This window comes from Sphingomonas sp. (assembly GCF_003248515.1).
Taxonomy (GTDB): Bacteria; Pseudomonadota; Alphaproteobacteria; order Sphingomonadales; family Sphingomonadaceae; genus Sphingomonas_I.
In genome coordinates this window covers 155,890-169,136 of the sequence record NZ_QFOB01000008.1, presented here as the reverse complement: position 1 = coordinate 169,136, position 13,247 = coordinate 155,890, and the positions used below count along the sequence as shown (strand labels likewise).

The following is a 13,247-nucleotide window of genomic DNA, read 5'->3' as shown; positions in this document are numbered from 1 at the left end:
GACCGAGATCGAGGCCGATGGCGGGCGGGCGACCGCCCTGCATTTCGACGCCGCCAGCGGCACCGATCCGGCCGTTTTGTTCGAGTCGGTCGATCGCCTGGGGCGGCTGGCTGTGATGACATATAACAGCGGTATTACCGGCCCACACTCCGCACTGGCCGATGCTACGGCGGAAACGATCGACACTGTGCTGGACGTGAACCTGCGCGGCGCTATCCTGTGCAGCGCGCAGGCGGTACGCCGTATGTCGACGCGGCACGGCGGAGCGGGCGGCGCGATCGTCCTGGTCTCGTCCCGCGCCGCCGCTTACGGTTCGGCCGGCGAGTTCGTCTGGTATGCGGCATCGAAGGGCGGTCTGGACAGCCTGACCATTGGCCTGGCCCGCGAGGTCGGCCCCGAAGGCGTTCGCGTCAACGCCGTGTCGCCAGGGCCGATCGATACCGAGATGCACCGGCCCGGCCGGCTGGAAGCCGGCGCCGCGAGGGCGCCGATCGGTCGGGCCGGCCGTGCCGAAGATGTCGCGGACGCGGTGATGTTTCTGGCGTCGGATCGGGCTTCCTACATCACCGGCGCGATCCTGCCGGTTTCCGGCGGGCTATGATGCCGGGTCTCACCGAGAAACGCTCTGAACAACTCCGACGGCCGGATCGGTCAAGTCTGTTGGCACGCGCTCTGTCAGGAGTGTCGCGATGACGACGTGGTATCGAGAGATGGAGCCGAAGACGCGCCGCGTCTTTTGGACATGCAGCTTGGGCTGGGCCCTGGACACCGCCGACGGGCTTGTCTTCCAGTATCTCATCCCGTTCCTGATCGCCGCTTTCGGCATGACGCTGGCACAGGCCGGCGCGATCGCAAGCGCGAATTACTTCGCGGCTGCGATCGGCGGCTGGCTGGGCGGCTGGCTGTGCGATCGATATGGCCGGGCCCGGATCCTGCAGATCACGATCCTCTGGTTTTCCTTCTTCTCGTTCCTCTCGGGTTTCGCGAATTCATACGAACAGCTGCTCGTCATCCGGGTGCTGGAAGGGATCGGCTTCGGGGCGGAATGGGCGGTCGGCGCGGTGCTCCTCGGCGAGATGATCAATCCCGCTCATCGCGGAAAGATACTCGGCACCGTGGCATCAGGAGGCGCTGTCGGCTCGGGGATCGCCGCGCTGCTGGCAGGCCCCGTCGCTGCGGCCCTGCCCGCCGATTATGCCTGGCGGGTGGTGTTCTGGCTCGGGATTGCGCCGGCGGTTCTCGTCTTCTTCGTCCGTCGTGGCAGCGACGATTCCGAAGTGTTCAAGCAGGCCCGCGCGCACTCACGCGCTGTAGGCCGGCGGGTGGGGCTCGGCAGCATCTTCCAGCCGTCGGTGATCCGCATCACGTGCCTTGCCGCATTGCTGGCCGTGGGGGCGCAAGGCGCGGGCTTCGCTGTCAGCAACTATCTGACGACGTTCCTCCATGTGGAGCGTGGTCTGTCGACCTCGGTGGCGGGTTACTGCGTGCTGTTCAACAGTCTGGGCGGCTTCTTCGGCTTTCTCGTAAACGCGGCCGTCAGCGATCGTATCGGCCGGCGGCAGGTGTTCCGCCTGTACGGCCTCGGCTTCATCATCACATCGTCCATCTATCTCTTCGGTCCGTGGGGAAACTCGCTGGCGGTGCTGATGCCGCTCGGCGCGATCTATGGCTTCTTCCAGTTCGGTATCTACGCGTCGTTCGCGCCCTATTTCACCGAACTTTTCCCAACCGAGATCCGCGGCACGGGTCAGGCGTTCGCCTACAATTTCGGACGGGCCACCAGTGCGGTCTTCATCATGGGCGTGGCGATCGTCGCGCGATCGCTGCCGCTGAGTGCCGCGATGGCGATCATGGCGATCCTGTCCATTTCGTGCGCGATCATAGCGACGCTGTTCCTGCCCGAAACCGCCGGTCGGAAGCTGCAGAATCTGGATGATCTCGCCGAGGCTTCGCCGGCTGCGGTTCGGGCGCCGACGCTTGCGCCGCCCCAGACCATCTGAAGCGCCACATCACATCACCTTCCGGCACTGCGCCGGCGACTGACGAGGGCCCAACGATGGCAACAGACGCATCGATGTACGCGGCAAGTGATCCGCGATCCGGCCTTGCTACGGCACAGGCCGCCGTTTCTTCGAAGGCTGCGAGCGGGCAGCCGTTCGGGCCTTCTTCATACGTGTTGTTCGGGGAGATCGCGCCTCAGATCGACGACGAGAATGGCCGAACCTGGCTCGCGCGGGGACAGAATTTCATCGTTGCCTATACTCTGGCCAAGCCGGGCGGCAGCTTTGCGCGCACCGCGCAGCCGGACGAATATGTTTTGCTGATCGAGGCGCAGGAACCCCGTGCCATCGTTTTGGCCGGCACTGAGACTGTCGACGTTCCGGGCTATCACATCGCGTTCGTTCCTCCGGGCGAAAGCCGCATCACCTTTCCCGAAGGTGGCGAATTCGTGCGGATGTTCACCTCCGCATCTGACGATCTCGCCGCGCTGTGCGCGAATGCCTCGACCTATGCCGATCCCCAGCCGCATATCCCGCCACTGAAGCGCTGGCCCGAGCCTCCCGGGGGTTTCCATACCCGCGCCTACAGCCTGGATGTGCCGCCGGAGAAGGGCCGGTTCGGACGGATCTGGCGCTGCACCACGTTCATGGTCAACGTCTTCGATCCCGTAGGTCCGCGCGATCCCGCCAAACTCTCGCCGCACCACCATCTCGATTTCGAGCAATGCTCGCTGGCGATGGGCGGCGCTTACATGCACCATCTACGATGGCCGTGGACCGAGAATGCGGCGCATTGGCGCGAAGACGAGCATATGCTCTGCCCCGCACCCTCCGTCGCCGTGATCCCGCCGCACGCAATTCATACCTCGGCTTCGGTCGCGCCCGACAACAATCTGCTCGTGGACATCTTCAGCCCACCCCGGCAGGATTTTTCGGACATGTCGGGATGGGTGCTGAATGCCGCAGACTACCCTGTGTGACGCCTCTTGACGAGCGCTGTGACCGATCGCGGGATGACATCGCTGGAGGCGCATGACGCGCCACTTGTCGATTGCCACGCCCACATCTTCCAGGCCGATCTGCCGATCGCCGCCGGCGCCTGGAACCGACCGGACTACGGTTTCGAGGCGGAAGATTATCTTCGCTTACTGAGTGCGCACGGAGTGCACTTCGGGATCGTCGCAGGGATCAGCATTTCGGGATTCTATAACGATTACATGATCGAAGCGCTGCGCCGGCACAAGCGCCTGCGTGGCACTGCGATCCTCCCGCCGAATACCGACAGATATACGTTGGACAGGATGGCTGCGGATGGGATTGTCGGCCTCCGCCTGCAACTCGCCCGACGTCCCGATCTCCCCGATCTTTCGGGTGACGATTATCGCCTGCTGCTCCGCCGCGTCGCCGATCTGGGATGGCACGTGCATGTTGCGGTGGAGGCGGATCGTCTGGATCCGGTACTGACCGCACTTGAAGCCAGCGGGGTACGGATCGTCCTCGATCATTTCGCACATCCCGATCCTTCCCGCGCGGAGGAGTGTTTCGGCTTCGCCCGCACGCTGCGATCGGTGGAGATGGGGCGGACGTGGATCAAGCTGTCCGGCGGCTTCCGTCTGCACGATCTGCCGTTCGAAGGCCGCCCTGTCGCCGCCGATGGTGATGCGCTGGCGGATCGGATCGCGCCTGTACTGCTGGCGAACGCCGGGACGGAACGACTTCTTTGGGGGAGCGATGCGCCCTTCGTCGGCCACGAGCCCGCGGTGCGTTACCGCGACGTGATCGACGCGTTCAAACGGTGGGTTCCGGATCCGCGCGCACGCGACGCGATCTCACGCACCGCCCTCAAATTCTATTTCGGGTGAGGCATTCCAGATGATCGAAAGAGAGCCGAGCTTCAGGAATCGCCTCGCCTCGCGCGAAAGGCTGCTGGGGACATTCCTTAAGACGCCGACCGTGCACGCAACCGAGATTTTGGGCGGAGTCGGCTTTGATTTCGTCGTCATCGATGCCGAGCATGCGCCGTTCGGCCGCACCGATATCGATGTCATGCTGCTCGCCGCTCGCGCCGCGCGGATCGCCGGCCTGGTGCGCGTGCCCTCGGACGACCCGGCGCATCTTCTTTCGGTGTTGGATTGCGGAGCGACCGGGGTTCTGGTTCCGCATGTGACCAGTGCGGCGATGCTGGAGCGGATCGTCCGGGCATGCCGCTATGACGGAGGAACACGCGGCTTTTCCAATTCGCCGCGTGCCGGGCGATATGGCGCGCTCGGCATCCGCGAGCATATCGAAGCGGCCGATGCCAACGTCACCGTTCTCGCCATGATCGAGGATGCCGCCGCCATCGATCAGATCGACGCGATCTTCGGGATCGAGGGTCTTGACGGCGCTTTCATCGGGCGTGGCGATCTTGCCGCCAGCATGGGAGCCGCATCCGTGATAGCGCCCGAGATCCGCGACATCGTAATGCGGATTGCGGAGGCAGCGAAGCGACACGACGTGCCCCTGCTCGCCCACGTGGGCTCGATGGCGGGCGAGGAGAGCGACTGGCTGACGGCAGCCGGTGTCACCGGTTTCATCGTTTCCTCCGATCAGGGTTTGATGCGCAGCGCGGCCCTTGCCCAATGCGCGGCGCTCTCTGCCAGCTGACACTCGCGCTTCTCTGCGGACAAGTTTCGCCGCCGCCCCGGGAAAGCCCGCCGTCGCCATCGCCGCCATGCCGGCAAGGCCCGAAACGGAAGGACAGCCGAATGCGCGACACGGAATTGCTGCAATTGAACGCGACGCTGTCGCTCCAGCTTGCCGATTATTGGCACGAAATCGATGCCAATGCCGGTCGGAACGCGCACACTTACTATACCGAAGACGCCGTGTTCCAGGGGCAGCTCGCCGCCTATCACGGCCGCGCCAAGATCCAGCAATTCTACGATTGGCGCCTTGCGCAAGGCCCTCGGCTGGCAGTGCACAGCTTCACGAATTTCCGTGCGTGGTTCACCTCGGCGGATACGGCGGAGGCGACGAACTATCTGTTCCTCTATGCAGCGAACGGCACGCGCATCTTGCCCACGCACCCGCCGATCACGATCTCGCTTGCGACCGATCGATATATCCGCGCGCAGGATGGTCGGTGGCTGTGCACGTTCCGCCGCTTCGAGCATCTGTTCGAAGGCGACACGCCGATCACCAATCCCAACCTGGACAATGAAGACGCCGGGTCGTGAAGATGCGCCAGTCGCTCAGCAAGCGCCGGAGACGCGCTCATGCGTAAGTCCGGCAAGATCATCATCACGTGCGCGCCGACGGGCTCGATCCATACGCCGTCGATGTCGCCGCATCTGCCGATCACGCCGGACGAGATCGCACACTCCGCCATCGAAGCCGCAGCAGCGGGCGCGGCGATCCTTCATCTCCACGCCCGTAATCCCGAAGACGGCAGGCCAAGCCCCAGCCCGGAGCATTTCGCCGCCTTTCTGCCGCACATCGCCCGATCGTGCGATGCGATCGTCAATATCTCGACAGGCGGATCGGCCACCATGTCGCTGAACGAACGGATCGAGGCGGCCAAGGCATTCCGGCCCGAGCTCTGCTCGCTTAACATGGGCCCGCTGATCTTCGATTTCAGCGGCGCCGCGGAACGGGTCGGCACGTGGCAGCATGCGTGGGAACGCCCCTATGTGGAAAGTTCGCGCGACCGCATCATGTTCAATAGCAACGCCTATATCGAACGCATCATGGTGGAGGTGGGGCAGGCGTTCGGCACCCGCTTCGAGTTCGAATGCTACGATATCGGCCATCTTTATACGCTGGCGCACTTCGTCGACCGCGGGCTCGTGAAGCCGCCCTTCCTGATCCAAGGCGTGTTCGGGATTTTGGGCGGGATAGGGCCTGACCCGCGCAACCTGGCGCATATGGTGACGATTGCGGACAGCCTGTTCGGGGAGGATTATGTCTTCTCGGCATTTGCTGCCGGCCGCCAGCAAATTCCATTCTGCACGCAGAGCGCACTACTGGGCGGCAACGTGCGGGTGGGTCTTGAGGACAGCCTGTTCATCGATCGCGGCGTGCTGGCAGAAAGCAATGCCGTACAGGTGAAGCGGATCCGAACCATTCTTGAAGCTATGGGCCGAGAGATTGCATCCCCGGCCGAAGCACGCGCGATGCTGGATCTTAAGGGCCGTGACGGAGTCGGCTTTTAGTTTCGGGCAGTGTCTCGTCACGTCTCGGCGGAGGCGGCCGATTTGCCATCAAGAACGCCCGCCTTTCTGGTCAAATACGCCGGACCGAAGTCGCCTATAGCTATCGCAATACAATGACCGAGCACTGCATCGGTCCTTCCGGGGAGAACAGGATTGGCCAAGCCTTGTGTCGTGCTCATGCTTCGCACATCGAGCGCAGCAATCGCCCTTGCAGCGGCAACGTGCGCGGTTCCCGTCCTGGCACAGGGAGCGCCGGCACAGCAGCCTTCTTCCGCGCCCGGCGATACCACCACGCCTGGCCTGTCGCCGCCCCCCGGGGCTGCCGCGGCATCCAACGCGCCGTCGGCCGAAGACGGCGTCGGCACCGACATCGTCGTGACCGGCTCCCGCCTCGGCCGCGCGGGATATGATGCGCCCACGCCGGTTAACGTCGTCGGCGATCAGCGCGTGCGACAGCTTGCGATCAGCAACGTCGGCGATGCGCTGAACCAGTTGCCATCATTCCGCGCGATCAGCTCGCCTGCCGCCAATTCCTTTCGTGTCTCCGGCAATATCGGCGCGCGGACGCTGGATCTGCGCGGCCTTGGCCCCACGCGGACGCTCACCTTGGTGGATGGTCGCCGTTTCGTAGCGAGCAGCGATAACGGCACCGTCGATCTGAACAGCATTCCGTCCATTCTCGTTCAGCGATCCGAGGTCGTGACCGGAGGCGCATCGGCGGCTTATGGCGCGAACGCCGTCGCCGGCGTGGTGAACCTGATCCTCGACAACAAGTTGCAAGGGTTGAAGGCCGAAGTGAATGCCGGCATCAGCCAGCGCGGCGATGGACGCAGCCTCTATGCCGCCATGGCTGGAGGTCGGGACTTTGCAGGCGGGCGCGGCCACATCGTAGCCGCAGCAGAATATTCACGTGAATTTGGCGTCGGCACGTGCGAGCAACGTTCGTGGTGTTCGAAATACACGAACTATATCGCCAATCCTGGCTACAACACCGCTACGCGGACCAGCACGAACGGCCTTCCTGCCACTCTCGTTCTGGACAATGTCATGTTCGTGCAGAACGAGAACGGCATCCTCTCCGGCGCCGTCAAGTCGAACGGCGCCGGCGGGACTATCACGCTCGGACAGCAGGTCCTCAACACCGGCGCCACCTCCCTGCCTGCTGCCTTACGCGGCAAGCAGTTCGATGCAGGCGGCAACCTTATCCCTTATACGTTCGGCAATTACCTCAGCGGGTTGTTCCAACAGCTTCGCGATCCCACGCAGCCATATCTGCTCGGGTTCAGCCCAACGCCACTGGTGGTGCCAACCAAGCATTATTCCGGCATCATACATGGCGATTACGAGGTTACGGATACGATCAGCCTCTCCACCGAGTTCATCTATTCACACGTCGTAGGCGGGCCGACCGCGACGACCCCGGTGCAGGATTCGCCTGCGACGATCGACATCAACAATCCTTACCTGTCGGCCGCAACCCGCGCTGCCGTGCTGGCGGCCGATCCCGGCATCACCAAGCTGCTGGTCAATTCCTCCAGCTTCGCGATCGGCCCTGTGGCATTGGCGAAGAGCACGCTCAACACGTATCGCGGCGCCATCGCGTTGAAGGGTGATCTCGGCGGCGGATGGAACTGGGATACCTATTATACGTACGGGCGCGTCACCTCCCATGTCGTTGATCGCAGATCACGCCTGAAGGAGTGGAATGACGGCGTTGATGCCGTGCTCGCCCCCGCCGGGTTGCCCGGCATCGCCGCCGGTACGATCATCTGCCGCACCACCCTGACGCAGCCGGGCAACGGCTGTATCCCGATCAATCTGTTCGGCTTCGGACAGGTAAGTCAGGCGGCGGTTGATCGCTACCTTGTGACGGAGACGCAATCGCGCACGTATCAGCAGCACGCAGCCGCCCTCAATTTGCGCGGCTCGCCGTTCAGCACCTGGGCCGGCGAGGTCAAGATTGCCGGCGGGGGCGAGTGGCGGCGCGATACGGCGGAGGGGAGCGCCGATGCTAACACGCTGGCCGGAAATTACATTCAGGCCGGCACCACCGCCCTGCCGTTTACCAGAACCTCTGTGGTCGAAGGCTATCTCGAAGCCGGTGTGCCGCTGTTGAAGGATTCCGTGATTGGCCAGGCGCTCGACATAGACGGCGCGGTCCGTTGGACGCACTACGAGCCGTTCGGAAACGCGACCACGTGGAAGGCGGGGGGCGTCTACACGCCGGTCAGCGGGCTGACATTTCGCGTGACGCGATCGCGCGACATTCGCGCACCTACCGCGCAGGAATCGAGCCCGAACGCGACCACCACGACGCTCCCGTTGGCGGATCCTTTCGTCGGCGCCACCACGCTGCAGACGATCGTCGCCGGCGGCAATCCCAATCTGCGGCTGGAGAAAGGCGACACGTTTACCGCAGGCGTCGTGCTGCGACCCGGCTTTCTGCCCCGGTTCAACATGTCGGTCGATTATTACGACATCAAGGTGAAGGGCGCGATCGACTCCCTGTCAGGCCCGATCATCGCCACAGCCTGCAAACAGACCAACCTGTTATGCAATCTCATCACCTTTAACACCAATGGATCGATCAACACGGTCTTCTCGAACTTCCAGAACCTCAGCAAGCTGCATGCCGAGGGGCTGGAATTGGTGATGGATTACCGCATCCCGATGCTCGGCGGAAACGTTGATCTGCAGATCAATGGAAACTACGTCATCGATCTGTCCACGATCGGCGCGACGGGAGTGGTCACGCAACTGGATGACGTGACAGGCAATAGCGGATCGATCACCAACATTCAGGGCGTGCCGCGATGGAAGCTGGACGGCCTTGTCACCTATTCGCGCGAACGATGGGCCATAACCGCCCACGGCCGTTACATTCCGAAAGGTATCCTGGACTCCACGAAGATCGGGCCGGAGGACGATGGATATGATGTCAACTTGCCGAACAGCATCAACATCAATCGCGTCTCCGCGCGGTTCTATCTGGATCTGACCGCCACCATCAAGATACCAGACGCCAGCGGCGCTGACCGCTATGAAATTTTCGGCGCCATCAACAACGTATTCGACAAAGATGAGCCCTCGCAGCTTCGCCTTTTCGGCAACGCCCTTCACTTCGATCCGATCGGCCGGGCTTTCCGGATCGGAATAAGAGCGAAAGTTGGATAACAATTCACTGCGGCGTCGCCGCGGCACATCAAGCTATGCTAAACGCGCGGCATGAACCGGCTAAAGCGGTTTTCGGTCGATCTGAACGGGTGCGGCTCTGGTAGAACAGATTCGGACCGATGTTCGCCGGCGACATCCGTAGACAGCGGGTCAGCCGGATGCGAGCCTACCGGCATTGGTGATGGCATCTCGATGAGATAAACGTGAAGCTCAATGGCGAAATGGCCTAATCTCTGGCGAACGGGGGATCAGGAAGGTAGATCCTCGAAAGCTATGTGACCAGGACCCGCGACAAGAATGCAGCGCTCCGCTTCATGAAGAAGGCACCCAAGCGCCATGGCTCACCGGAAGCAACCACCGCAGACGGGTTGCGCTCCTACCGCGTGGCTATGGTCGAACTCCGCAACCCGGATAAGCAGGATGTGGCCCATTGGGCCAAAAACCGGGCAGAGAACGCGCACCTATCGCTCCGACGGCGAGAACGGGCGATGCTGCGGTTCCGACGAATGGCAAGCCTGCAGAAGTTCGGCTCGGTCCATGCCAACGTCCACAACCACTTGAATCTAGAACGCCAGAACGCCGATCGCCAGACCTACAATCTCCGTCGCTCAACCGCCCCGGCTGAGTGGCAAAATCTCGCGAGCTAGCGCGCCAGCTTCCAAGACCAACCCGCATCGTATGGAGACGAGTTCGCATCAGACCTACAGCAGCTATGACGGTGCTCACGCTCTCGCTCCCGTATCGCTAGAGTGAAGCCGATGCGCCGCTTGCTCTTCCCCCATGCCCGGCTGAAGGCCGAACCCGCACTCAGGCGCCGGAGCGCCACGCCCGTCTGGGTTTCGATGATGTGGCGCGTGGGGCTGGCGGTTGGCTTGATCGGAATCGCGCTGGCCGGCCACTGGATCGATCGGGGCGGGCTGCGCGACAATGACGGTGCCATCAGCTTCATCGACGTTCTGTATTTTACCATGATCACGATCACGACGGTCGGCTATGGCGACATCGTGCCGGTAACGGAGCGGGCGCGGCTGTTCGACACGTTCGTCGTGACGCCGATCCGGCTATTCGTCTGGCTGATCTTCCTGGGGACGGCCTATGATTTTCTGTTCAAGCGCGTCTGGGAGCGTTGGCGCATGCGTATGATCCAGCGGGAATTGCGGGGCCATGTCGTCGTCACGGGTTATGGCACCTCCGGATCGGAGGCGGTGGGCGAACTCATCAGGCGTGGGTCTGATCCGGCCGATATCGTGGTGATCGACGAACGCCCGGGCGCGATAGAGGCCGCGGAATCCTGCGGCCTCAACGTCATCCATGGCGACGCCACGCGAAATGCGATGCTGGAGGCGGTGCATGTCGATCGGGCACGTTCGATCATCGTTTCGGCGGGGCGGGACGACACATCCATCCTGATCGTCCTGACGGCGCGGCGGCTGGCGCCTCGGACGCCGATCAGCGTCATCATCCGTTCGGAGGACAATGAGCCCCTGGCCCGGCAAGCGGGCGCGAACACCGTCATCAACCCGGCCAGCTTCGCCGGCCTTCTATTGGCCGGTTCCACCCATGGCGAGCATATCGCGGATTATATTTCCGATCTCGCCGCCTGTGATGGCCGGGTGGCGCTTCGGCAGAGAGCCGTCGAAGATGCGGAAATCGGTCAGCCGCTCTCAGCCGTGCACCCTGGGCTGGGGCTACGCATCCATCGGGGCGAAGCCGTGATCGGGTTTTGGGAAGACGGCGCCGCATCGCTGCAACCCGGTGACGAGATCATCGAGGTCGTGCCGGCCGGGGAGCGAGGGACGAGGATCTAGGCGGCTTCGGCCGCCTTCTTCGAGGATGACGGCGCAGCGCCGCCCGGCGCAATGCGCGAACAGATCATCTTCTATTCCCCGCATCGCCCGAGCATGATGCGGCGGCCGGTATCGTGGAGCACGCGGCGGCGCTCATCCAGCGTCAGCAGTTTCGCGGAATCGATCGCGCGGGCGATCATCTCCTTGTAGGTTCCGGACGAGGTGCCGATGTCGGATCCCCACATGACGCGATCCGCGCCGTAGAAATCCACCGCGCGACGCAACACCGCTTCGGGAGCGACCCCTTTTTCACGGATCACATCCATGCTGAGCGAGGTGAACTTGACGGAGATGTTATCCCGCTCAGCGAAGCCGTCGAAGCGCGCGTCGATCCCGAAATCCGGCAAGGTGCAATCGGGCAGGAACAGATGATCCAGCACGATCCGCAAAGGCAGGCGATCTGCCATCCCCTCGATCACCGGGATCAGCTCGTCGCCGCCGGATGCGGGCGCTTCGATATCCACCAGCAGGCCGAGCTCGGCGGCGAGATTCCATATGCCGATCGCCTGCGGCGAACTCAGCCACGCCTTCTTGTCCTGCACGCCGACACCGAAGAAACGGATGCCGACGATCCCGCGCCCGGCATAGCGGCGCACCATCTCCGGCGTTTCGGGTGCCTGCGGATCGACGATGATGATCGCCCGCATCTCACCCGGAAAGAGATCGGCCGCATCGACGATATAGCTGTTGTCCGTGCCGTAGATCATGCCCTTCTGCACGGCGGCGATGCCCACGACATTCTCCTCCGCCATCCAGCGGTGCATCTGTTCGGCGGTCGGCTTGGCGTTGACGGGATGGGGGCCGTGCATGCCGCCGGGATTGCCCACCGTGCCCGGCGTGCGCGGCATGCGCAGCGACGTGTTTTCAAATGGATAGCTGCGCGGATATGTAATCTCGTCATCCGAGACCAGATGGGCGTGCGTATCATAGAGGCGAATGATCTCGCCGGTCATTTCGTATCTCTCCAACGCATCGCGCTTTCCTGTTCGATCGCCGGGGTGGTGCCGCCTGCGGATCAGATGCCGTCGGGTGCCGGATAATCCGCCGCATTGGCGACGAGCCCCTCGCGGCGCGAGAAATCGGCGCGGGGTGGCGCGAACACATCGATCAGCAGCCCCGGCGCCTCCCCGACATTCCGGCTCGTGTGGATCACGGTCGGCGGGATGATGAGGATCGACGGGCTGTCCATCCGGACCGCCTCATCCGCACGCCATTCCTCAAGATCCGGCGTCCAGGGATAGCGGAGGTGATGGATGTAGGTGCCGCCGATGGCGAGCGATCCCTGCTCGAAATCCGCATGGGAATGCGGCGTCAGCTTCGCTGTGTCGCGCGGCACGACACGCGGCAGCATCACGTTGACCATGATGTTGCGCGAACGGAAGATCCGCATGTTCGTGCCTTCGCGAACATGATCGGCAAGCGCATATGTGCGCAGGCGATAGCCGCCCACCGGCATCGGCCAGGGATCAAGCGGCGCCACGTCCTCCGGATGCCGGTCATAGGCTTGCGCATTGGAGGCCCGGGCCGCGAGATCTGCGGCGTTGCTGGAAAAGATGCGGACCACCTCGCCTTCCGCCGCAAGCGTGACGCTGCTCGCCCCGGGCGGGACGATCGCCACGCTATCTGGCTCGACGATGATCGTCTCGCCGCCCGCGCTGATCGTGACGCCCACCGCATGCGTGACGACCATATATTCGTCCGGATTGTCCGCCCGCCGCAGCGCCGTGCCGGCCGGCGCGCGGGTGACGACCGAAACGAAATTCGCGCCACGCGTGATCCAGCTGTGTGCGCCCGCGTCGACATCGGCCAGCGGAGCTTCCCGATAGTGCCAGCCGCCCGTGGCCTGCCGCGCCGCGCTCATGCGCGGGATCCCGTCGCGCCGTGCCGCGCGTGGCGAATATCCGCCTCCTCCGCCTTTTTTATGGTCGCCCGTGCCATGAAGCCCCTCCGGCCTTGTCTCTCGCCGCGTTATTCGCGGAGGCATTCCGGATGAAAAAGTCGCGAGTTCGGGCTTTCCGGGCCGTGAAAAGCTT

12 protein-coding genes are annotated in these 13,247 nt (G+C 63.4%); 10 read left to right on the top strand and 2 right to left on the bottom strand.

All coding sequences use genetic code 11. The features are described 5' to 3' along the window. The 10 genes from DI605_RS14535 to DI605_RS14490 form a co-directional block, all read left to right on the top strand. Positions 1 to 601, top strand: a 601-nt coding sequence (locus DI605_RS14535; protein WP_293975309.1) for an SDR family oxidoreductase, incomplete at its 5' end; no start/stop codon positions are given. Positions 602 to 749: 148 nt separating this feature from the next. Next, positions 750 to 2,000 carry an MFS transporter gene (locus DI605_RS14530; RefSeq protein ID WP_293975306.1) on the top strand — a complete coding sequence of 417 codons (1,251 nt, stop codon included), beginning with the start codon at positions 750 to 752 and terminating at the stop codon, positions 1,998 to 2,000. Between the two features lie 56 nt (positions 2,001 to 2,056). Beyond that, the gene (locus tag DI605_RS14525) at positions 2,057 to 2,980 is read left to right on the top strand and encodes a hypothetical protein (protein WP_293975303.1); all 924 of its coding nucleotides are present in this window, start codon (positions 2,057 to 2,059) and stop codon (positions 2,978 to 2,980) included. An 18-nt stretch (positions 2,981 to 2,998) separates the two neighbouring features. Further along, a complete protein-coding gene (locus DI605_RS14520; RefSeq protein WP_293975300.1) occupies positions 2,999 to 3,862 on the top strand; it encodes an amidohydrolase in 864 nt (287 codons plus the stop codon). A gap of 10 nt (positions 3,863 to 3,872) precedes the next feature. After that, positions 3,873 to 4,646, top strand: a complete 774-nt coding sequence (locus tag DI605_RS14515) for an aldolase/citrate lyase family protein (protein ID WP_293975298.1) — start codon at positions 3,873 to 3,875, stop codon at positions 4,644 to 4,646. A gap of 101 nt (positions 4,647 to 4,747) precedes the next feature. After that, positions 4,748 to 5,218, top strand: a complete 471-nt coding sequence (locus DI605_RS14510) for a nuclear transport factor 2 family protein (RefSeq protein WP_293975296.1) — start codon at positions 4,748 to 4,750, stop codon at positions 5,216 to 5,218. A gap of 39 nt (positions 5,219 to 5,257) precedes the next feature. Then, positions 5,258 to 6,193, top strand: coding sequence for a 3-keto-5-aminohexanoate cleavage protein (locus DI605_RS14505; RefSeq protein ID WP_293975293.1), 936 nt, complete (start codon positions 5,258 to 5,260; stop codon positions 6,191 to 6,193). A 177-nt stretch (positions 6,194 to 6,370) separates the two neighbouring features. Beyond that, positions 6,371 to 9,367: a TonB-dependent receptor gene (locus DI605_RS14500; RefSeq protein ID WP_293975335.1), complete on the top strand. Its 2,997-nt coding sequence runs from the start codon at positions 6,371 to 6,373 to the stop codon at positions 9,365 to 9,367. A 260-nt stretch (positions 9,368 to 9,627) separates the two neighbouring features. Next, entirely contained in the window at positions 9,628 to 10,014 is a 387-nt protein-coding gene (locus DI605_RS14495) for a DDE-type integrase/transposase/recombinase (protein ID WP_293975333.1), read from the top strand. Positions 10,015 to 10,125: 111 nt separating this feature from the next. Then, entirely contained in the window at positions 10,126 to 11,175 is a 1,050-nt protein-coding gene (locus DI605_RS14490) for a TrkA family potassium uptake protein (RefSeq protein ID WP_293975290.1), read from the top strand. Positions 11,176 to 11,246: 71 nt separating this feature from the next. Here DI605_RS14490 and DI605_RS14485 read toward each other — a convergent pair whose 3' ends face one another. Both DI605_RS14485 and DI605_RS14480 read right to left on the bottom strand, forming a co-directional pair. Continuing rightward, on the bottom strand, positions 11,247 to 12,167 hold the full coding sequence (locus tag DI605_RS14485; RefSeq protein WP_293975287.1) for an amidohydrolase: 921 nt from the start codon (positions 12,165 to 12,167) through the stop codon (positions 11,247 to 11,249). A 62-nt stretch (positions 12,168 to 12,229) separates the two neighbouring features. Beyond that, the gene (locus DI605_RS14480; RefSeq protein WP_293975284.1) at positions 12,230 to 13,075 is read right to left on the bottom strand and encodes a hypothetical protein; all 846 of its coding nucleotides are present in this window, start codon (positions 13,073 to 13,075) and stop codon (positions 12,230 to 12,232) included. Between the last annotated feature and the right edge of the window lie 172 nt (positions 13,076 to 13,247).